Genomic DNA, 21,946 nt, shown 5'->3' on the forward strand with positions numbered 1-21,946 from the left:
TGGAGGCAAGCAACCAGACGGAGGCAAGCAACCAGATGGAGACAAGCAACCAGATACTGAATCAATTAAAGATGGTGAATACAGTATCGGTTTTAAAGTGTTAAAAGATAAGACTGAAGAAATTTCAATGATGAATACGTATACGAAGAGTCCAGGTGTGTTAAAAGTGAAAAATGGTAAGAAGTATGTATCCTTCACGTTAACGAATAGCTCATGGATTACAAAGTTTGAATTTGAAAAGAATAATTCATTTGTTGATGCAAATGTACTAAGTGAGAATAAGCAAGCTGATACACGTGTAGTGGAAGTGGAAGTAGCTGATTTATCTAAGAAATTAAATGCAAAAGTGAAAGTAGATATCGATTCAATGAATTACCATCATTCTTACGATATTCAATTTGCGTTTGATAAAGATAGCATTCAGTCGGTGGATAACCAAGGTGGAAATGACAACCAAGGCGGAAACAACAACCAAGGCGGAAATGACAACCAAGGTGGAAACAATAACCAAGGCGGAAACAATAACCAAGGTGGAAACAATAACCAAGATGGAACGAATAATCTAAATGAAAACCCAACAGTTGATCCGAAAAATTTAAAAGACGGTCAGTACGATATTGCTTTTAAAGTGTTAAAAGATAAAACTGATGAGATTTCAATGATGAATCAATATGTTCTAAATCCAGCGAGATTAACAGTGAAAGATGGCAAAAAATATGTTGCGGTGACACTGAAAGATAGTGCATGGATTACGAAGTTCCAAACAGAAAACGCTGGTGCATTTGTTGATGCAAAAGTAGTAAGTGAAGATAAGGCTGCCAATACAAGAGTAGTAGAGTTTGAAGTAGCTGATTTATTTGCAAAATTAAATGCAAAAGTAAAAGTAGATATCGATTCAATGAACTACCATCACTTCTATGACGTACAAATTCAATTTGATACGACGAAGATCGGTGCTATAGGAACGGTAAAAGAAGAGCCAAAGAATGAACCGAAAACCCCAGTGACTACACCGAAAGTAGATAATGTAAAAACAGTAAGTACTCCTGATTTCAACCGAAATGCGGATGATAAGAAGAAAAAAGAAGATCAAAAAAATGATTCGAAAAAAGAGAAAAACTCAAAAACTGCAGATACAGCACAACTTGGTTTATACATGGTGCTACTGCTAGGGTCATTTGCTTTATTAGTTCGTAAATATAGAACTGGTAGATTGTAATTTTTGGAGTCTTGATGCGTGTTCGCGTGCATCAAGACTTGTTTCATATTGTTTGGAAAGGAGTGGTGATTGAGAGTGAAGAAAATCGCAAGTGTACTAATGGCTATCATTCTGTTAATGAGTATAGCTGGGTGCTCATCACCAAAAAAAGAAACAGCGAAGCAGGTAAAGAGTGATAGTAAAGAGCGAATTGTTGCAACGACAGTTGCTGTTACTGAAATTATGGATGCGTTAGAAGTAGAGTTAGTTGGTGTCCCAACAAGTTCTAAAACTTTACCGAAGCGATATAAAGGTTTACCTGAAGTTGGGAATCCGATGAGTCCTGATATGGAAAAGGTAAAATCATTAAAGCCGTCAGAAGTGTTATCTGTGACAACACTTAAATATGAATTAAAGCCAGTTTTTGATGGTGTGGGTATGAAAGCAAACTTTTTAGATTTAACAAGCTTGAAAAATATGCAAAATTCCATTAGCAATTTAGGTAAGAAATATGGACGCGAAAAGCAGGCTGAAGAAGTTGTAACTAAGTTAGATAAAAAGGTTGCTAGCATTCAAAAAGAAGTAAAAGAAAAGAAAGAACCGACAGTGCTTATTTTATTAGGTGTGCCGGGGAGTTATTTAGTAGCAACAGAGCATTCTTATATTGGAGATTTAGTGAAACAACTAGGTGGTAAAAATATTGTGCAAGGTGAACAAGTAGAGTATTTAGCCTCTAATACAGAGTATTTAAAGAAAGCTGATCCAGATATTATTTTACGAGCAGCTCATGGTATGCCTGATGAAGTTGTAAAAATGTTTGATAAAGAATTTAAAACAAATGACATTTGGAAGCACTTCGCTGCAGTTAAAAATAACCGTGTTTACGATTTAGAAGAGCGTTTATTTGGAACGACAGGTAATTTAGCAGCAATTGAAGCGTTAGATGAATTGAAAAAAATGATGTATCCGTGATGCATTTTAATATAAAGGAAGAGTGGAATGAATAAAAAAACTTGGAGTTTCCTCATTGTTACTGCATTGCTTATTGTTATGACATCATTGTCAGCGATGAAAGGGAGTTTAGAAGTAGGTATTGTTGAGCTTGTAGAAGGGATATTTACAGGGGGAAATGAAGATGTTGAAGTGATTAAAGATTTACGTTTCCCACGTATTATTATTGCACTATTTACTGGAGCAGCTCTGGCTGTTTCAGGTGTGCTTTTTCAAGCTGTTATGAAAAATCCACTTGCTGATGCTGGGGTAATCGGTATATCTTCTGGAGCAAGTTTTATGACACTCGTTATTATTACGTTGTTCCCGCAATTCTTTTTCTGGACACCAGTATTCGCCTTTTTAGGTGGTGCGTTTGCATGTTATCTCGTTTATGCATTTTCATGGAAGTCAGGGTTAAGTCCACTTCGCATTATTTTAGTTGGTATAGCTATTAATGCGATGTTTAGTGGATTAAATGAATCGTTCATTACGATTTGCGGATACTTTATTAAGAGTATTAAGCAAACGACGACTTCTAATATAACGATGAAGACGTGGGGAGATGTAGAAATAATGGTTACATATGGGACGATTGGCCTTATTCTCGCTCTGTTTGTAGGAGCTTGGTGTAACTTATTATCGCTACAAGATAAGACTGCGAAAAACTTAGGCTTGCATGTGACGAGAGTTCGTCTTATTATTTCTGTCATTGCAGTACTCTTAGCCGCAGTATCGACAGCGCTTGCAGGTGTTATTGCTTTCGTTGGGTTACTTGTTCCGCATATTTCAAGACAACTAGTCGGTTCAGACCATAAAGTATTGATTCCATTTTCAGCGCTTGCAGGTGCATTATTAATTTTGACGGCGGATACGATCGGGAGGTTAATTGTGCCACCTAATGAAATTCCAGCAGCAACAATTATGGCGGTTATTGGTGGTCCATTCTTAATATTCTTGCTTAGAAAGAGTGATAAAGTTCATGGAAATTAAAAATGTAACCTTTTCGTATGACAATGTAACAGATCGTTTAAAGTCTGTTAGTAGTGAAATAGAAATGGGGAAAATTACAACCATTATTGGCCCAAACGGTTGCGGGAAATCGACATTACTTGGTGTTATGTCAAGAAATCACACTCCTCGTAGTGGGGAAGTAATATTGGATGGAAAAGCAATTAGTGCGTATAAACCGAAAGAGTTTGCTAGAAAACTAGCGGTTGTTCATCAACAAAATGAGGCGCCGGCAGATATTACTGTTGAAAAATTAACGAGTTTTGGTCGTATGCCATATAAAAATATTTTTTCTTCACACAATGATGAAGATAGAGAAGCTATTGAAAAGGCACTTACTTGTACGAATTTACAGAGTAAGCGAGATAAGCCAATTCATGTTTTATCTGGCGGTGAGAGACAAAGGGTATGGATTGCGATGACTTTAGCGCAAAAGACACCGATGCTCTTTTTAGATGAGCCGACAACATATTTAGATATTTATTATCAGTTTGAAATATTAGAGTTAGTGAAAGAATTAAATGAAGTGTATGGATTGACGATTGTAATGGTACTGCACGATATTAATCAAGCGATTCGCTATAGTGATCACATTATTGTTATGAAAGATGGTGAAATCGTTACGAAAGGTAATCCGAATGATGTAGTAACAGAGGATATGATTAAAGCGATATACGGTGTAGATGTTGTTGTAAAGCATGATGAAGATACAGGATTGTATATGGTACCGCTGGGAATTTAAGCGCTGATCGCAATCTGTTTTGAGGTGATAATTTGAGTAGTACAAAAAAACGGAAAAAGAATCCTTTTTTTCAACGAATACTTACAGTTGTTTTTTTAGGTGTCTTTTTCTACTCAATGTATGAATTAGGCGGCATTTTTATGGACTACTATGAAAATCGTAAAGTAATGGCTGAGGCACAAGAAATTTATGAGCGGAGCCCGGTAGAAGAAAAGGCAAAAGACGGAGAGATACGAAAACAGTTTCAAGCGTTACAAAAAATCAACCCAGAAATAGTTGGATGGATTACGATGGATGATACACAAATTAATTATCCAATTGTTCAAGCTAAAGACAATGATTACTATTTATACCGTAATTATAAAGGGGAGGATATGCGAGCAGGCAGTATCTTTATGGACTATCGTAATGATGTGAAGTCGCAAAATCGAAATACAATTTTATACGGTCATCGTATGAAAGATGGTTCTATGTTTGCAAGCCTAAAAAAAATGTTAGATGAAGAGTTTTTTATGTCGCACCGCAAATTATATTACGATACTTTATTTGAGGGGTACGATGTCGAAGTATTTTCAGTGTATACGACAACAACTGATTTTTATTACATTGAAACGGATTTTAGCAGTGATACGGAATACACATCATTTTTGGAGAAAATTCAAGAAAAATCGCTGTACAAAACGGATACAAAAGTGACAGCAAGTGATCAAATCGTAACACTGTCGACGTGTGACTATGCACTTGATCCAGAAGCAGGAAGGTTAGTCGTGCATGCGAAACTAGTAAAAAGACAGTAAATAAAAAAGTATAGAATATGAGAAGTGGTAACGCTTCTCATATTCTATACTTTAAAAAAGAAATATGTTTACTGTGCTGCAGCCATTGGCATACGTACAACTTCAACATTGTAGTAAGTGATTTTATTATCAAGAATATATTCTGGCATCCCGCCTTGATGTGAGTGAGCATCTTTAAATGCTGAGCTCTTCGTCCAACCTTGGAAATCTTCTTTTGCATTCCAGCGTGTGCTAATTGTTACTTCATCATAATCAACTGTATTTTGCGTTAAAAGCACTTCTAATCCTAAAAAGCCTGGCATCGTTTCGACTTGACCTACTTTATTAAAACGCTCAATTAATTTATGTCCATTTCCCTTTGTAATTTTAGCTGTATTTGTAACAATAATCATGTTTATTCCTCCTATAAATGTTTCCTTTATTTTCGAGAACTCATATACATTAAATGATAATGAAAATCATTATCATTGTCAATGGCAAATGTGAAATAAATAGGTTTTTTTTATTATTTTGGACAGTAAGATTTCCATTTCAAAATGTAGTAAATATATAGCGGTTATGCGAGAGGATGAGCTAGTTGTACTAGCAAAGCAATAATATGGTATAGTGAAACGAGGCTGTTTTTTAGCCTTGTTTTTTTAAATGCTTCCTACTAATTAGAAAGCATTCAAATGGAAAGGAAGACATTACATGCGATCTGAAGTAACTATAAAAATAAAACCGAAATTTATAAAAGAAATTAAAAGTGGATATCCACTTATTTTAAAAGATGCCATTCAAAATTTAAATGATGTACGTGAAGAAGGGACAATCATCAAAGTAGTAGATGAGAAGAACCAATTCATCGGAAAAGGCTATTACGGAAAACAAAATAAAGGATATGGATGGATTTTAACAAGAAAAGAGAAAGAGCAAATTAATCAACCTTTCTTTGAAAGTAAAATCAAATCTGCTTTACATAAACGAAAACATTTTTATAAATCAAATGATACAACAGCTTTTCGTGTCCTAAATGGTGAAGGTGATGGCCTTGGTGGTTTAATCATCGATTATTATGACGGTTATTACGTAATAAGTTGGTATAGTGAAGGGATTTATACTTTCCGCGATGAAATCGTAGAAGCACTTCAAAAAGTAGCGAACTTTAAAGGTATCTATGAGAAAAAGCGTTTTGATACGAAAGGGAAATACATTGAAGATGATGATTTCGTAGCAGGAGAGCGCGGTGAGTTCCCACTTATCGTAAAAGAAAACGGTGTAAACTTTGCTGTATATTTAAATGACGGGGCGATGGTTGGTGTATTTTTAGATCAGCGTAACGTTCGAAAACAAATTCGTGATAAATATGCACAAGGAAGAACGGTTTTAAATATGTTCTCTTATACAGGAGCGTTCTCTGTATTTGCAGCACTTGGCGGCGCAAGTAAAACAACAAGTGTTGACCTTGCCAATCGTAGTTTAAGTAAAACGATTGAGCAGTTCAGTGTAAATGAAATTGATTACGAAGCACAAGACATTATCGTAGAAGATGTATTTTTATATTTCAAATATGCAGCTAAGAAAAAGATGAAATTTGATATGGTGGTACTTGATCCTCCAAGTTTTGCACGCTCTAAAAAATATACATTTAGCGCAGCGAAAGACTATAAAAACTTATTAAAAGAAACAATCGCGATTACAGAAAATAACGGTATTATCGTTGCTTCTACAAATTGTAGCGCGTTCGATATGAAAAAGTTTAAAGGTTTTATCGATACAGCATTTAAAGAAATGAATGGCAAATATAAAATATTAGAAGAACATTCTTTACCAGAAGATTTCCGTACAATTGATCAGTTTAAAGAGGGAGACTATTTAAAAGTAGTTTTCATCGAGAAAATTAAAGGTTAATAAAGAAAAAGGAGCTCAAGTTTAAATGAGCTCCTTTTCTTATTGAACGATATTTTGCACTCTGCCAACTTGCCCATCCTGCAATCGTACTTTAATACCGTGCGGATGAGAGGGTGAGTTAGTTAGAATATCTTTTACAATTCCTCTTGTTAGCTTGCCTGTACGTTGATCTTGTTTTAATACGATATCAACTTCAAGACCTGATGAAATGTTAGATCGTTTTTGTCCGTTCATTTATACACCTGTACGTCTACGTTGGTTGTTTGTTTTCTTCGTTTGTTGGTTTTGTAATTTTTTCGTTGCTTGGCTTTGATTTGTATTATTTGAACCATTTCCATTTCCTTGCTTTTTCTTTGCAAGTTGTTCGCGCATTAAATCAGCTAAGCTTACTTTTTTGTTTTCTGACATGATAAGTCTCCTTTATATAAAGTTAATTATGAACAATAGTAGTGAATTTTATCATATCATTGTTAGGGAAGGAAGGGAAGTTGGTTTAAAAATTCATATAATTCTTTCCAGCATTCCTTCGTTACGATACAATTAAAATGTTAATGTTTGTAAAAAAAGGGGATAGAAATATGTCACATCATATTTTATTAGTTGAAGATGACATCTCAATTCAAGAGATGGTTGAAACATATTTAGTAAAAGAAGGTTTTCAAGTTACAATCGCATCTGATGGAGAAGAAGGAGTTAACGCATTTTTAAAAGGTTCATTTGATTTGATTATCCTCGATATTATGATGCCGAAGTTAGATGGCTTAGAGGTTGTGCGAATCATTCGAGAAAAAAGTGCGGTGCCGATTTTAATGATGTCGGCAAAAGATACAGATGTTGATAAAGCTGTTGGGTTAGGACTTGGAGCAGATGATTACATTTGTAAGCCATTTTCTATGATTGAATTGGCAGCACGTGTAAAAGCCGCTATTCGAAGGTCTACAAAGTATTCAGCTGTGGAATCAAAAGATGAGGCCATTCAGATTGGTGATTTAATAATTGACCCAATTAATTTTACTGTGGAGAAAAAGGGAAGACAGCTTAAACTTACTTTAAAAGAATTTGAGATTTTAAAGCTATTCGTGAAGAATCAAAATCGTGTTTTTACGAAAGCACAAATATATACGCTTGTTTGGAATGAAGAATATTATGGTGATGATAATGTTATTAATGTTCATATGAGAAGATTACGTGAGAAAATTGAAAGTGATCCATCTAATCCAGAATATATTAAAACATTATGGGGCATCGGCTATAAGTTGGAAGTGATGTAGTATGGTTGTATTTTTAACAGTGGTGATTATTATATTGCTTATCGTTATTTACGTGCAATATAAAATTAGGAAAAATAGTAGTAGGAATTTACGCTACACGTATGAGAAGTTAAATCGAATTGTAAAAGAACAAACTGGTGAGAAGCTATTAACTATGACAGATAATCTAGAATTGCAAAAGTTATTAGTGGCAATTAATCATTTATTAGATGCAAAACAGAAAACGAATGCAGATCATGCGAAAGTAGAAATTTCGATGAGAAAAATGCTTTCAAATATTTCACATGATTTAAAGACGCCACTAACCGTTATTCTTGGATATACAGAAATGTTAAATAAGGATAAAACGATAAATAAAGAAGAACAGCAAATGTTACTTGAAAAGGTGCATGTGAAAACACTAGAAGTAATGGAACTGATTCATAAGTTTTTTGATTTAGCAAAATTAGAATCTGGTGACAAGGCAATCGAGATAACAAAAGTAAATATGAATGAAGTTTGTCGCGAGAAGATTTTATCTTTTTATGATTTAGTGACGACGAAAGGGTTTCAAGTTCATATTGATATACCAGAAAGAAATATATATGCACGTGGAAATGTAGAAGTATTAGGTAGAGTATTGAATAATTTAATATCAAATGCGATTACATATGGAGACGATGGAAAGAGACTAGGTATGACTTTAAGAGATGATGAAACGAACGTGTATATAGACGTATGGGATACAGGAAAAGGAATTGATGAATCTCATATTGATAAAGTGTTTGAGCGTATGTACACACTTGAAGATTCGAGAAATAGATTGTACCAAGGAAGCGGTCTAGGGTTAACGATTACGAAAAGACTTGTGGAAGCGATGGATGGAGAAATTCATCTTTCTAGTAAGCCGTATGAAAAAACAATTTTTACAGTTGTATTAACAAAGATGCAGTTTTAGCTTGTAGAGAAGTAGATTCTACAAGCTTTTTTTTCAGTGTAAGAAATTTGTAAGGAACGGGTAAGAAAAAAGAGATTTCCGTTGTCTATTATAGAAATATAAAGTAGTGCGAAAGGAGACAGTGACATGACATATATATTAAAAACGAATCAGTTAACGAAAGTGCTTAAAGGGAAAGAAGTTATTTCTAGCGTTAACATGCATGTGAAAAAAGGAGAGATATACGGTTTCTTAGGACCAAATGGTGCTGGTAAAACAACGATTATGAAAATGATTACGAATTTAATTAAACCGACGGGCGGTGATATTGAAATTTTCGGTGAGAAGTTAACAGACACTTCTTATGAAGTATTAAAAAGAATGGGAACAATTATTGAATATCCGGTTTTTTATGAGAAGCTAACAGCAAAGGAAAACTTAGAATTACATTGTGAATATATGGGCTATTACGATAAAAATGCAATTGATCATGCTTTAAATTTAGTGAAACTGCACGGCATTGATAATAAAAAAGTAAAAGATTTTTCATTAGGGATGAAACAACGACTCGGTATTGCAAGGGCAATCATGACAAAACCAGAGCTACTTATTTTAGATGAACCGATTAACGGTTTAGATCCAATTGGTATTAAAGAATTAAGAGATCTATTTAAAATGTTGTGTAAGGAATATGGAATCACTCTATTAGTTTCTAGTCATATTTTAGGTGAGATGGAACAAATGGCAGATACAATTGGCTTTATTCAAAATGGGAAACTAATAAAAGAAGTTTCAATGAAGAGTATTAATGGAAAACAAACAGAGTACATTGAAATCACTGTTCCTGATGTAAAACGTGCAGCTTATATTCTAGAAGATAAACTCGGTATAAAAAATTACAAAATAATGAGTGGAAACATGATTCGTGTTTATGAATTGGCAGCGACTCAGCAAGCCATTTCAAAAGCACTCATTATGAACGATATAGAGATAGAAAGTATTAATAAGAAACATAGTTCCTTAGAAGAGTATTTCTTAAATGTAATGGATGGAGAAGGCATTCATGCTTAATGGAGGTGGTTTATATGTTTAAACTAATGAAGCTCGAATGGAAGAAACATCAACTATCTAGTTACTTTAAAGGGGTAACGATTTGTATTATAGCAATTTTTGCTGCGGTAAGTCTTATGGGGCTGGGAGCGAAAGGTGAAGGAGATGCGGCGCTCACTGATTTTACAAAATATATGACCTTAGCAAACATCTTTATTAGGATGACATTTCTTATTTTTAGTTCGGTCATTTTATCACGTTTAGTAATTGATGAGTATAAGAACAAAACAATGCAACTATTGTTTATGTATCCATTGCAAAGGAAAATGTTAATGAGGGCGAAATTAACAATTGTTTTTAGTTTTTGCTTTGTGAGCATGATTATCGCTACCTTCATTATTAGTTTTCTCATATTTTTTATGAATCCAATGATGGGAGTAATTGAAACGCCTGTTACGATGGGTGAAATAATAGCTACCATTCCAGCTATTTTTATAAATGCATTTATGATATCCGGTATTAGTTTAATCCCTTTATTTTTTGGGATGAGGAAGAAATCGACACCGACAACGATTACTTCGGCAGTAATAATCGGGATGATAATGATCAGTAACATTGGAAACAATCAAGTAAGTTTTTATGATTTTATAGTTATCCCAATTGTGCTCTGTTTATTAGGGATTTTTATTAGTTATCTTTCGTATCGAAAAATCGACAAGATTGATGTGGCGTAAAACAAGCGTAAAACAACGACGAACTGGGGTATGATCAGTGAAGAAAATAATAGTAATTTCTATTTTATTTCTTACAATTGCTAGTGTAGTTTTTGGTTTTAAGACATTTCATGTGAAAGATTTTAAGAAAGAAACTTCTTTTGAGATAAACAATATAAAAGAAATAGAAGTGGACAATGAAAACTGGGATATTGAATTTAAAAGTACAGATTCTAACCAAATAGTAATTTCTGCTCAAGGTGAACGAGTAGATAAAGAGATAGATCCCGTCAAAATAGAAAATGACGGAAATAAAATTGTGGTTAAGCAAAAACAAAAAATGACCAGATTTTTTAATGGTTTTACGTTTAAGAAGAAAAATAGCATCTCTATATCTATTCCGAAGAATAAAATAGATAAAATTGTATTAAATAATAAATCGGGTGACGTGAAAATAAGCGATATAGTAGTAAAAAGTATCGTGACAAAAGGAAAATCTGGAGATGAAATGATTGTAGGACTATCGGCAGAGAAAGGCGAATTCATATCGCAAAGTGGAGAGTTAGCTGTAAAAGATAGTTCAGTACAAGAGTTAAACATAAAGTCTACGACTGGTGGTAACTATATAACAAATGTAAACAACTTAAATATGAACATCAATTCAACATCCGGTGAAGTATTACTGAAAGATATGACAGAAGGAAAATCATTATTTGTAGAAACAAAATCAGGAGATATTGGCGTAAGGTATAAAGGTGTTCCGACTTCTTTGAAACTTACAGCTAAAAGTAATTCGAATGACATAATGGTGAATGTAAATGGATTAAAGAAAGACAAGAATACTGAAAAGATAATAGAAGGAACCATCGGTGATGCAACAAACGAAGTGAAGATTTTAAGTAAATCAGGAGCAATCTATATTGATTAAGTCTTAACCGGGAGGAGGACCATCATGCTACGTCTTATGAAGCTAGAACTGAAAAAATTTAAGCTCGGATGGTATGTGAAGAGAGCAGTTATTGCAAATCTCGTCATACTGACACTATTAATATTTGTTAGTATCGTTTCTCAAATAGAGGGAGATCCAGAAATAAGAGATCCGCAGGCGATTTTGTTAATGGCTAGTGCAATAGTAAGAGCAACATTTATTATTTTTGGTGCTGTACTAATAGCTAAGTTAATAATTGATGAATATAAAACCAAAACAATATTACTCATGTTTTCTTATCCAATTAATCGAAAGAAAATAATGATTAGTAAGTTGGCTATTACAGCAATATTAACATTCATAACAGTTATTTTATCTAATATTTTTGTAGTAGGAATTTTCATTGGAATGGATAGTTATTTTTCGATTCTTTCTAATCCATTCACAGTAGATCAATTGATTCAAGAAGGGATAAATCTCGTTCCTTTAGCCATTGCAACTGCTGGAATAAGCTTAATTCCTCTATACTTCGGGATGCGTAAACGTTCTGTGCCAGCTACAATCGTTTCTTCTATTATCGTTGTATTAATTGCAATTAATAACCAGCCCATATTTCCTATAGCGACGTTTCTTCCGCTTCAATTCACATTTGCAGCGATTGGAGTTGCGATTGCATATTACGGAATTAAAAATATAGAGAAGGAAGATATAACAGTATGACAAGAATACGTAAAAAAAGAGTTGGCGTTACACCAACTCTTTTTTGTATATGTATGCTTCGTTACTACTCCGTAAATTTGTAATGTTTGCTTAAATACTCTTGAACTCCTGGAGAAATGTTAAAGTTATTAGGACTTTTATATTCGATAGTAAACTCTCCATCTTCAATTGTTTCAAAGGCGATTGCATAGCTATTCATTTTAGCATCGTAAGAAGTATTTTTGACTTTTGCATCTAGATTAAAGTATTTTGTAATATACTCTTTTGATTCAGCAATTGCGGTTTGTTTTCCCCAAGGGGTACCATAACTTGTGAAATAAAGAGATACACCGATAACTCCAATGATAGAAGTTAGTAAGAGAGTTCTTATTGTTATTTTTTTGTTTTTTGTATTCAATTTAGTTCCCTCCAATTAATATGAATTTATCTTAATGTATTTTCTCATAAAATACCATTTAGTAGAAAATAGTTTCACATGAAACAAGTTACAGAAAAAGACAAGGTGAATTATTTATCAAGACCTAAATTTAAAAAAGATAAATAAATTAAAGGAGATTACATATTTTATATGACTAATATGTAATCTCCTTTCTTATTCAACAATCGCGCCCGATTGTTGAAGATCGTTTTTCTTATTGAACTAACGCATCTGTTCGTTAAGTGTAACTCTTCCCAATTACTTGATATTATATAGGTGAATAGAAAGATAAATTAAAATTTAGTTTAGTAGTTGTAAAAGTAGGTTATTTATATTATTCTATTATAATTTTTCGAAAAGGAGAGTTTATGAAAAAGATTATTGTTTTTGTATTAACGATATTTATATTATTCTCAGGATTCGCAACACAAAGTTATGCGTTGTCTGATTCGAAATCTGCGGCAATACAAGCGTTGCTAGATGATGCCTCTCGTATATCAGGTGTGCCGGGAATGTCAATCTCAATACTTGCTGATGATGAAGTGTTCTACTTTTCTTCAGGGTATGCTGACCGTGAAAAGGGGTTGTCTGCAAGTGAAAATACACTCTATGAGTTGGCCTCGGTGAGTAAAGCTTTTACTGGTATGGGGATTTTGCTATTGGAAGAGCAAGGGCTGCTATCAATGACTGACCCTATCCAAAAATATTTACCTTGGTTTACGTTAAAGTATCAAGGTAAACCTGTTGATATGCAAAACCTTACACTAAATAACTTTCTTCACCATACCAGCGGCCTAACAAATATTAGACATATTCAAAATATTCCACAAGGTAATACGCCTGATATGTTGCAAAAGACTGTGGAAACGCTGGTAGATGCAGAATTGGCGTTCTCTCCCGGTGAACAATATAACTATGGAACCGTTAATTATGACGTATTGGGTTTGGTTATTGAGATTGTATCACGACAAAGCTATGAAGACTTTATGAAGGAACAGGTATTTCTACCCTTAGGTCTTCACCAGACGTATGTTTATAAAGAAGATGCTCAAGCCACTGGACAGTTAGCACAGGGCTACCGTTCTTCCTTTTTTATAACAACTCCATTTAACGCTCCGGATTATGCTGGGAATAAACCTGCCGGCTATATCATTTCTAATACAAAAGATATGGCGCGTTGGATGGGCATACAGATGGGTCTCGTGCAGGACATACCCGAAATATTTCACAGGGCCATCGAAAAATCACATAGGGGTGATATGTCTGTTTCGGCTGTCAATGATATGTATTATGCGGCAGGTTGGTCGGTAAACGCCGAACAAACGTTTATAGAACACACTGGGGGTAATCCAAATTTTAGTACCGAAGTAGCCATACTGCCAAATGAAAGAACAGCCATCTGCTTACTGAGCAACGGCGCAAATACCAATATAAACCTGGTACTAAAAGTTAAAAATATATTAAACGGCAATCTAGCTCAGTCATATGAGATAAGCGGCACACAGCTTTTGGACATCATTTTGTCGTCTACCACAATTATTCTTTGTCTATTAGCCGTTCTGTTATTTTTCTTAGGATTAAGAAAAAGGAAAACGAATGAGCAGCAGCCAATGACAAAAAAGAGAACAATCGTAACAATTATTTTCCTAATCGCTACGATTGCCCAGTGTATAATGTTTTTTGCCTTCGATTGGTCAACGATACTTATTTGGCAAACATATAGTGTTCTTACAGCTTTAATTTCGTCAACATTATTAACAGCAAGCATTACTTGGTTTGTATATACTCACCGATTAGATGCCTCGGTCCGAAAATAAGTATAATATTAAGTAAATAAATCCTAATTTATCGATATTCTTAATTTAAAAAACAGAAGACACCTCGGTGTCTTCTTTAATGTCATCGACACTTCTCCTAGTTAAACCCACTTGCTATTTCTTTCACTAACCTGCCTCGTTAGTAGAAGAAGGATTTTTAAACAACTATATTATTTTTTAAATGACTTTATTGTAAATTAAACAACTTTATTATCTCTGTACACCAAGTCAATTGAACGGTGTTATTTATATGATAATAGCACATTTTTTTATAGGACACTAAAGCTACAAGTGACACCGTTGTGGTAAAAAATGAAGTTGTTGTAACAAATAAGGTCATTTGTAGTACAAAAAAAGGATAGATAGAGTAAATTTTATTATGCTCATCTATCCTTCATTTATTTTCACATATAATGTCTGACATTAAATAGAGATATTTTATTATCATACATTTGAAGCAATATCTTGACTTTTAATAAAAATAGGACACCTTGTCTTTTTCTGTCATTACATTTTAGGAGCTTCCATTCCAGCTGCAGCCCATTCTTCTTTTGCAGGACCATATACGCCAGGGACTGTTAAGCCAGCTTGACGCATTAAAACAGTCATCTGTCCGCGGTGGTGATTTTGATGATTGATGAGTGTCATTAAAAATATAGAATTCGGCATAGGACGACCAAAGAAGTCATTAATAGTAGTTAAGTCTTTATCAGTCCATTCGCTTTGCAGTGCTTCAATAAAAGCCGTATTCACTTTGCGATACCCATCTGCAATTGTTTTTGTTGAAGTTGGTACAGGATAATCTTTTGTTTCTCCTTCAAACTTAAGCCCTGTGCCAGATAGCATAACAGGAAGTGCTGTAACGATATGCCAAGCGACTCTCCCTAACGTCCAGTGCCCAGGTGCAATTTCTTGTGATAAAGATTCATCTGTTAATGTATCGAGCATCTTTTGGGTAGACTCAGCCTCGTATTTCCATGATTGTAGAAAACCTTCAATGGTTTGGTACACCCCCTACTTATGTTCATAGATTAAATTCGAGATACTTAATTCATTCCCTTTTTATAGAAAAAATTTCAATACATATTGATACGATATAAAAATAATTAGAAAATATTTGTAAAAGTGTCAGAAAATCAATCTTTTCATTCGTATATGTAATGAATAAAGAATAGAGTAAAGAGTGGTGATAAGGGTGAAGGACATAGAAATAGTAGAAGGTCTTCGAAAACAAGACATGTTAGCGTTACGTACAGTCATTGATCAATATGGAGGTTTAATTTATAAGGTGGTTCATAGTGTTTTAGATACGGCACAGAGTAAGGTGCTAGTGGATGAATGTGTTGATGATATTTTATTAATCGTTTGGTACAACATTAATAGTTATGATGAAAATCGTGGGAAGTTTAGAAATTGGCTTATATCTGTTGCGAAATTTAAAGCCATTGATTATAAACGAAAAGTAATAAGGTCTATCAATTACAAGAGTTTCAGCAAGACATATATGTAGAAGGAAAAAATGTTAATTTAACAAAATATGAGGGCATTTTAAGTGTTAATATTTTTTGGGAATTTTGACGAAAAAATAACGATTTATACGGATTTTAATATATCGTATTAAAATGCATACGTGTATCAAGGTTGAAGGAGCTGAAATTCCTTTAATGAGGAAGGCGAAAGTACAAGCGAAAGGAGAGCGTATTGCATGTAATATTTATTAGAATGTAAGGAAAAAAACTTTGTTTATAAAAGGTTTTTTCCAGAGCGGGTAGTTGATAAGGAAAATAAAAACTGATTTTTATTAGAAAGATATTTTTAATTAGTGGGCTGTACTTAAAAGATCGAACACGAAGGAGGGTCAACATGTCTTTATGGAGTAATAATGCAAATGGATATTGTGGATGTAATAATCAAAATGGTTTACATGTTGATTCGTGCTGTTTTAGTTGTGATGGGACAGTTCCTAAGCTCGGTCCAACAGGTCCAACGGGAGCGACAGGTTCAACAGGAGCAACAGGAGCAACAGGAGCGACAGGAGCAACGGGAGCGACAGGTTCAACAGGAGCAACGGGAGCAACGGGAGCAACGGGTTCAACGGGAGCAACGGGAGCAACGGGTTCAACGGGAGCAACGGGAGCAACGGGAGCAACGGGAGCAACAGGAGCAACAGGAGCAACGGGAGTAACAGGAGCAACAGGTTCAACAGGAGCAACAGGAGCGACAGGAGCAACGGGAGCGACAGGTTCAACAGGAGCAACGGGAGCAACGGGAGCAACGGGAGTAACAGGAGCAACAGGAGCAACGGGAGCAACAGGTTCAACAGGAGCAACGGGAGCAACAGGTCCAACGGGAGCAACAGGTCCAACAGGCCCAACAGGTTTAACAGGAGCAACGGGAGCAACAGGAGCAACAGGAGCAACGGGAGCGACAGGTTCAACAGGAGCAACGGGAGCAACGGGAGAAACGGGAGCAACGGGTTCAACGGGAGCGACAGGAGCAACGGGAGTAACGGGAGCAACAGGAGCAACAGGAGCAACGGGAGCAACAGGTCCAACGGGTTCAATGGGAGCAACAGGTCCAACGGGTTCAACGGGAGCAACGGGAGCGACAGGTTCAACAGGAGCAACGGGAGCAACAGGTCCAACGGGAGCGACAGGTTCAACGGGAGCAACGGGAGCAACAGGAGCAACAGGAGCAACAGGTTCAACGGGAGCAACGGGAGCAACAGGAGCAACGGGAGTAACGGGAGCAACAGGAGCAACGGGGGCAACAGGAGCAACGGGAGTAACGGGAGCAACAGGAGCAACGGGGGCAACAGGAGATACAGGAGCAACAGGTACAAGTATAACTGCGACGTATGCATTTGCGAATAATACATCGGGTACGGCAATATCAGTATTACTTGGTGGGACAAATGTCCCACTTCCAAATAATCAGAATATCGGTCCGGGAATTACAGTATCGGGGGGAAACACAGTATTTACGGCCGCAAATGCTGGGAATTATTACATTTCATATACAATTAATATAACGGCTTCATTATTAGTTAGTTCACGAATTACAATTAATGGGGCACCACTTGCTGGAACTATCAACGCTCCTGCATTAGCAACGACTTCATTTAGTGCAACAATTATTACGACTCTTGCAGCGGGGAGTGCAATTAGTTTGCAGTTGTTTGGTTTAGTGGCTATTGCAACATTATCAACGACTACACCTGGTGCAGTTTTAACGATTATAAGATTAAGCTAATTAATGATAACTCTCTTATTCTTTTAAAATTAGGAGAGTTTATACATATAATAAGAAGTTAATGAAGTAAAGCATAGTTATATTAAAGTAAGAATATTATGATTGTAACGCTGTTCTGACTATAATATAATGAAAACAATCATCATGAATGAACATTCATTTATTTTAACAAGTATTGGAAGGGGGAATGAGAGTGGAAAAACCTTGGTTGCAGAGTTATCCAGAGGAAATTCCAGGGACGATTTCATATGATATTCAGCCACTTCATGGATATTTAGAGAAAATGGCTTCTCGTTATCCAGAAAAGAAAGCGCTTCACTTTTTAGGTAAAGATGTTACATTTTCAGATTTCCATGACAAGGTGAAGAAATTTGCGAATTACCTTCAAAGGCTTGGTATTGAAAAAGGTGATAGAGTTGCGATTATGCTACCAAATTGTCCGCAATCTGTAATAGGTTATTATGGTACATTGCTTGCGGGGGGAATTGTCGTACAAACGAATCCTCTTTATACAGAAAGAGAGCTTGAGTATCAACTTCATGACTCAGGGGCAAAAGTTATTCTTTGTCTTGATTTGGTGTTTCCTAGAGTTACTAACGTTCAAAAGGCTACAAGGCTTGAGCACATTATCGTAACTCGTATTGCTGATTTTTTACCTTTCCCTAAAAATCTATTGTATCCATTTGTGCAGAAAAAACAGTCGAATTTAGTTGTGAAAGTATCAGAAAGTGAAACGATTCATCTTTGGAATTCAGTAGAAAGAGAAGTGAATACAGATGTTGAAGTGCCTTGTGATCCTGAAAATGATCTAGCTCTTTTACAGTACACAGGAGGAACAACTGGATTTCCAAAAGGGGTTATGTTAACGCATAAAAATCTCGTTTCGAACACTTTAATGGGAGCGCATTGGTTATATAATTGTAAAGAAGGAGAAGAAGTAATTCTTGGTGTTCTTCCGTTTTTTCATGTGTACGGGATGACAGCTGTAATGAATTTAAGTATTATGCAAGGATATAAAATGGTTCTTATTCCGAAGTTTGATATGAAAATGGTTTTTGAAGCAATTAAGAAGCATAAAGTCACACTATTTCCAGGAGCACCAACTATTTATATTGCTCTTTTAAATAGCCCTCTTTTAAAAGAATACGATATTTCTTCTATTGAGGCTTGTATTAGTGGCTCTGCACCACTTCCGGTAGAAGTACAGGAAGAGTTTGAGAGAGTTACAGGTGGTAAATTAGTAGAAGGATATGGATTAACGGAGTCATCACCAGTTACACATGGGAATTTCTTATGGGAAAAACGTGTGCCAGGAAGTATTGGTGTGCCGTGGCCGGATACGGAGGCAATCATTATGTCACTTGAAACAGGAGAGGCATTACCTCCAGGTGAAATTGGTGAAATTGTTGTAAAGGGTCCGCAAATCATGAAAGGGTATTGGAATAAACCAGAGGAAACGGCAGCTGTACTGCAAGATGGCTGGCTCCATACAGGTGATGTAGGCTACATGGATGAGGATGGCTTTTTCTATGTGAAAGATCGTAAGAAAGATATGATTGTTGCTAGTGGTTTTAACGTCTATCCTCGTGAAGTAGAAGAGGTATTATATGAATGTGAAAAGGTGCAAGAAGTAGTAACAATCGGTGTTCCTGATCCATATCGAGGAGAAACTGTAAAAGCGTTTGTTGTTTTGAAAGAAGGTGTAGAATGTTCTGAAGAAGAATTAGATCAGTTTGCACGTAAATATTTAGCAGCTTACAAAGTTCCGAAAATATATGAATTTCGAAGTGAGTTGCCAAAGACGACAGTCGGAAAAATTTTACGCCGTGTTCTAATAGATGAAGAGAAGAGAAAGAATGAGGATGAGCAAACGGGCTAAGGCCCTTTCTTTTTGAAAAAATAGGATTGACACTTTTCTAAATAGTCAGTATTATAAGAATATGAATGACTATTCATTCAGTCATCTTCTTGAAGGGGACAGTAAAGTGAAGAAAAATAGACCGAAATACAATCAAATTATTGATGCAGCAGTCATTGTGATTGCAGAGAATGGATACCATCAAGCGCAAGTTTCTAAAATTGCAAAGCAAGCTGGGGTAGCTGATGGCACGATTTATTTATATTTTAAAAATAAAGAAGATATATTAATATCCTTATTCCAAGAGAAGATGGGAGAATTTGTTGAAACAATTCGTCAAAAAACAGCAGGAATTGAAAGCGCTGTAGCGAAGTTATTCATGTTGGTAGAAACGCACTTCTTGCTGTTGTCGCAAAATGATCCTCTTGCTATAGTTACGCAATTAGAGCTAAGACAGTCCAATCAAGACTTGCGCCTTAAAATAAATGAAGTGTTAAAAGGCTACTTACAAGTTATGGATGAGATTTTAGAAACAGGTATAAAGCAAGGTGAATTCCAGGCGGATTTAAATGTTCGCGTGGCAAGACAAATGATCTTTGGAACAGTGGATGAAGTTGTGACCAATTGGGTAATGAGCGATCATAAGTATGATCTGGTCGCACTTTCGAAAACGGTACATGGGCTACTTAGTGCAGCTTGTGGTTATCGTCAATAATGGGAGGGATCATGTTGAAATTCCTATCTGTAAAAGTTGAAGACCATATTGCGGTGGCGACGCTAAATCATGCGCCAGCTAATGCAATGTCTTCACAAGTTATGCATGACGTTACTGAATTAATCGATCAAGTGGAAAAGGATGATAACATTCGTGTTGTTGTTCTACATGGTGAAGGGCGTTTCTTCTCAGCAGGAGCAGATATTAAAGAATTTACATCTGTTACTGAAGCGAAGCAAGCGACAGAATTAGCACAGCTTGGACAAGTTACGTTTGAGCGTGTTGAAAAATGTTCAAAACCAGTTATTGCGGCAATTCATGGAGCGGCACTTGGCGGTGGCCTGGAGTTTGCTATGTCTTGCCACATGCGCTTTGTAACTGAAAGTACAAAGCTTGGTTTACCTGAATTAACACTTGGATTAATTCCTGGTTTTGCAGGTACACAGCGTTTACCGCGTTATGTTGGTAAAGCGAAAGCTTGTGAAATGATGTTAACAAGTACACCAATTACTGGTGCAGAAGCATTACAATGGGGGCTTGTTAACGGGGTATTTTCTGAAGAATCTATTTTAGAAGATACGCTTAAAATTGCAAAACAGATTGCTGGAAAAAGTCCAGCAACAACTCGTGCTGTGCTAGAGTTATTACAAACGACAAAATCGTCTCATTATTATGAAGGTGTACAGCGTGAATCACAGATTTTTGGTGAAGTGTTTACGAGTGAAGATGGAAGAGAAGGTGTAGCAGCGTTTTTAGAAAAACGTAAGCCTTCATTTAGTGGTAGGTAGTCCAATTATTTTTTTAATATAAATTAACAGAATTTTAAAATTGATAGAATCTTTCTGAAAAATAAGGGGGTAAATGGAATGAACATCTACGTACTCATGAAACGAACATTTGATACAGAAGAAAAAATCGTAATTAAAAACGGTGCAATTTACGATGGCGAAGCGGAATTCATCATCAACCCTTACGACGAATATGCGATTGAAGAAGCAATTCAAGTAAGAGATGCACAAGGTGGAGAGGTTACTGTTGTAACAGTTGGTGGCGAGGATAGTGAGAAAGAACTTCGTACTGCGTTAGCGATGGGCTGCGATAAAGCGGTATTAATCAATATTGAAGATGATGTTGAAAATGGTGATCAGTTCACGACAGCAAAAGTGCTTGCTGAATATTTAAAAGATAAAGAAGTAGATTTAATTTTAGGCGGGAACGTTGCGATTGACGGCGCATCTGGACAAGTTGGTCCACGCGTGGCTGAAGCGTTAAACATTCCATACGTAACGACAATTACAAAGCTTGAAATTGACGGTACAAATGTGAAGATTGAGCGTGATGTTGAAGGAGATACAGAAGTAATTGAAACATCATTACCAGTTTTAGTAACAGCGCAACAAGGTTTAAATGAACCACGTTATCCATCACTTCCAGGTATTATGAAAGCGAAGAAAAAGCCACTAGAAGAAGTAGAATTAGATGATTTAGATCTAGAAGAAGATGATGTGGAAGCAAAAACAAAAACAATTGAAATCTATTTGCCTCCTAAGAAAGATGCAGGAAAAGTGTTACAAGGCGAGCTGCAAGATCAAGTAAAAGAACTTGTATCGTTGCTCCACACAGAAGCGAAAGTAATCTAATAAAATACGAAATTATATAT

The 21,946-nt window shown here is 35.6% G+C and carries 23 protein-coding genes and 1 pseudogene; 19 read left to right on the plus strand and 5 right to left on the minus strand.

Going from position 1 to position 21,946, the window contains the following annotated elements; genetic code table 11:
• From CDB3_RS27905 to srtB, 5 genes are all read left to right on the plus strand, one after another.
• Positions 1–1,219, plus strand: a 1,219-nt coding sequence (locus tag CDB3_RS27905; protein WP_128856702.1) for an NEAT domain-containing protein, incomplete at its 5' end; no start/stop codon positions are given.
• 69 nt (positions 1,220–1,288) lie between these two features.
• Positions 1,289–2,170, plus strand: a complete 882-nt coding sequence (gene isdE / locus CDB3_RS27910) for a heme ABC transporter substrate-binding protein IsdE (RefSeq protein WP_128856703.1) — start codon at positions 1,289–1,291, stop codon at positions 2,168–2,170.
• 27 nt (positions 2,171–2,197) lie between these two features.
• Entirely contained in the window at positions 2,198–3,181 is a 984-nt protein-coding gene (locus CDB3_RS27915) for a FecCD family ABC transporter permease (protein ID WP_128856704.1), read from the plus strand.
• A complete protein-coding gene (locus CDB3_RS27920; protein ID WP_128856705.1) occupies positions 3,171–3,941 on the plus strand; it encodes an ABC transporter ATP-binding protein in 771 nt (256 codons plus the stop codon). Before CDB3_RS27915 ends, CDB3_RS27920 begins: the two co-directional genes overlap by 11 nt.
• A gap of 32 nt (positions 3,942–3,973) precedes the next feature.
• Complete coding sequence (gene srtB, locus CDB3_RS27925; protein ID WP_128856706.1) at positions 3,974–4,738, plus strand: class B sortase; 765 nt, start codon at positions 3,974–3,976, stop codon at positions 4,736–4,738.
• Positions 4,739–4,806: 68 nt separating this feature from the next.
• On the opposite strand, the gene isdG is transcribed toward srtB, so the two are convergent.
• Positions 4,807–5,130, minus strand: a complete 324-nt coding sequence (gene isdG / locus CDB3_RS27930) for a heme oxygenase (RefSeq protein ID WP_000587825.1) — start codon at positions 5,128–5,130, stop codon at positions 4,807–4,809.
• A gap of 298 nt (positions 5,131–5,428) precedes the next feature.
• Here isdG and CDB3_RS27935 point away from each other — a divergent pair, with 298 nt between their 5' ends.
• A complete protein-coding gene (locus CDB3_RS27935) occupies positions 5,429–6,628 on the plus strand; it encodes a class I SAM-dependent rRNA methyltransferase (RefSeq protein ID WP_098318882.1) in 1,200 nt (399 codons plus the stop codon).
• A gap of 39 nt (positions 6,629–6,667) precedes the next feature.
• On the opposite strand, the gene CDB3_RS27940 is transcribed toward CDB3_RS27935, so the two are convergent.
• Both CDB3_RS27940 and CDB3_RS31875 read right to left on the minus strand, forming a co-directional pair.
• Complete coding sequence (locus tag CDB3_RS27940; protein ID WP_001014316.1) at positions 6,668–6,862, minus strand: YwbE family protein; 195 nt, start codon at positions 6,860–6,862, stop codon at positions 6,668–6,670.
• The gene (locus tag CDB3_RS31875) at positions 6,863–7,036 is read right to left on the minus strand and encodes a hypothetical protein (protein ID WP_001293584.1); all 174 of its coding nucleotides are present in this window, start codon (positions 7,034–7,036) and stop codon (positions 6,863–6,865) included.
• A gap of 170 nt (positions 7,037–7,206) precedes the next feature.
• Between CDB3_RS31875 and CDB3_RS27945 the strand changes: the two genes are divergently transcribed.
• The 6 genes from CDB3_RS27945 (at position 7,207) to CDB3_RS27970 (ending at position 12,226) form a co-directional block, all read left to right on the plus strand.
• Positions 7,207–7,899, plus strand: a complete 693-nt coding sequence (locus CDB3_RS27945; protein ID WP_097832059.1) for a response regulator transcription factor — start codon at positions 7,207–7,209, stop codon at positions 7,897–7,899.
• A gap of 1 nt (position 7,900) precedes the next feature.
• A complete protein-coding gene (locus tag CDB3_RS27950; protein WP_128856707.1) occupies positions 7,901–8,836 on the plus strand; it encodes a HAMP domain-containing histidine kinase in 936 nt (311 codons plus the stop codon).
• Between the two features lie 126 nt (positions 8,837–8,962).
• The gene (locus tag CDB3_RS27955; RefSeq protein WP_128856708.1) at positions 8,963–9,886 is read left to right on the plus strand and encodes an ABC transporter ATP-binding protein; all 924 of its coding nucleotides are present in this window, start codon (positions 8,963–8,965) and stop codon (positions 9,884–9,886) included.
• Positions 9,887–9,900: 14 nt separating this feature from the next.
• A complete protein-coding gene (locus tag CDB3_RS27960; RefSeq protein ID WP_128856709.1) occupies positions 9,901–10,599 on the plus strand; it encodes an ABC transporter permease in 699 nt (232 codons plus the stop codon).
• A gap of 37 nt (positions 10,600–10,636) precedes the next feature.
• On the plus strand, positions 10,637–11,506 hold the full coding sequence (locus tag CDB3_RS27965; protein WP_128856710.1) for a DUF4097 family beta strand repeat-containing protein: 870 nt from the start codon (positions 10,637–10,639) through the stop codon (positions 11,504–11,506).
• A 24-nt stretch (positions 11,507–11,530) separates the two neighbouring features.
• Positions 11,531–12,226, plus strand: a complete 696-nt coding sequence (locus CDB3_RS27970) for an ABC transporter permease (protein ID WP_128856711.1) — start codon at positions 11,531–11,533, stop codon at positions 12,224–12,226.
• Positions 12,227–12,290: 64 nt separating this feature from the next.
• On the opposite strand, the gene CDB3_RS27975 is transcribed toward CDB3_RS27970, so the two are convergent.
• Entirely contained in the window at positions 12,291–12,623 is a 333-nt protein-coding gene (locus CDB3_RS27975) for a YfjL-like protein (protein ID WP_128856712.1), read from the minus strand.
• A gap of 389 nt (positions 12,624–13,012) precedes the next feature.
• Between CDB3_RS27975 and CDB3_RS27980 the strand changes: the two genes are divergently transcribed.
• A complete protein-coding gene (locus CDB3_RS27980) occupies positions 13,013–14,461 on the plus strand; it encodes a serine hydrolase domain-containing protein (protein WP_128856713.1) in 1,449 nt (482 codons plus the stop codon).
• A gap of 507 nt (positions 14,462–14,968) precedes the next feature.
• On the opposite strand, the gene CDB3_RS27985 is transcribed toward CDB3_RS27980, so the two are convergent.
• Positions 14,969–15,472 carry a DinB family protein gene (locus tag CDB3_RS27985; protein ID WP_128856714.1) on the minus strand — a complete coding sequence of 168 codons (504 nt, stop codon included), beginning with the start codon at positions 15,470–15,472 and terminating at the stop codon, positions 14,969–14,971.
• A gap of 175 nt (positions 15,473–15,647) precedes the next feature.
• On the opposite strand from CDB3_RS27985, the pseudogene CDB3_RS27990 reads away from it, so the two are divergent.
• The 6 genes and pseudogenes from CDB3_RS27990 to etfB all read left to right on the plus strand — a co-directional run.
• Positions 15,648–16,003, plus strand: a pseudogene (locus CDB3_RS27990) (sigma factor); the annotation flags it as partial.
• 321 nt (positions 16,004–16,324) lie between these two features.
• Entirely contained in the window at positions 16,325–17,713 is a 1,389-nt protein-coding gene (locus CDB3_RS27995) for a BclA C-terminal domain-containing protein (RefSeq protein WP_128856715.1), read from the plus strand.
• A gap of 193 nt (positions 17,714–17,906) precedes the next feature.
• Positions 17,907–19,592, plus strand: coding sequence for a long-chain-fatty-acid--CoA ligase (locus CDB3_RS28000; protein WP_128856716.1), 1,686 nt, complete (start codon positions 17,907–17,909; stop codon positions 19,590–19,592).
• A 106-nt stretch (positions 19,593–19,698) separates the two neighbouring features.
• A complete protein-coding gene (locus CDB3_RS28005) occupies positions 19,699–20,286 on the plus strand; it encodes a fatty acid metabolism transcriptional regulator FadR (protein ID WP_000742219.1) in 588 nt (195 codons plus the stop codon).
• 11 nt (positions 20,287–20,297) lie between these two features.
• Positions 20,298–21,074, plus strand: a complete 777-nt coding sequence (locus CDB3_RS28010) for an enoyl-CoA hydratase (RefSeq protein WP_002088868.1) — start codon at positions 20,298–20,300, stop codon at positions 21,072–21,074.
• 78 nt (positions 21,075–21,152) lie between these two features.
• Positions 21,153–21,926: an electron transfer flavoprotein subunit beta gene (gene etfB / locus CDB3_RS28015; RefSeq protein ID WP_001029036.1), complete on the plus strand. Its 774-nt coding sequence runs from the start codon at positions 21,153–21,155 to the stop codon at positions 21,924–21,926.
• Positions 21,927–21,946 lie beyond the last annotated feature (20 nt).

This window comes from Bacillus sp. CDB3 (assembly GCF_002081505.1).
In the GTDB taxonomy this organism is placed as follows: Bacteria; Bacillota; Bacilli; order Bacillales; family Bacillaceae_G; genus Bacillus_A; species Bacillus_A cereus_AT.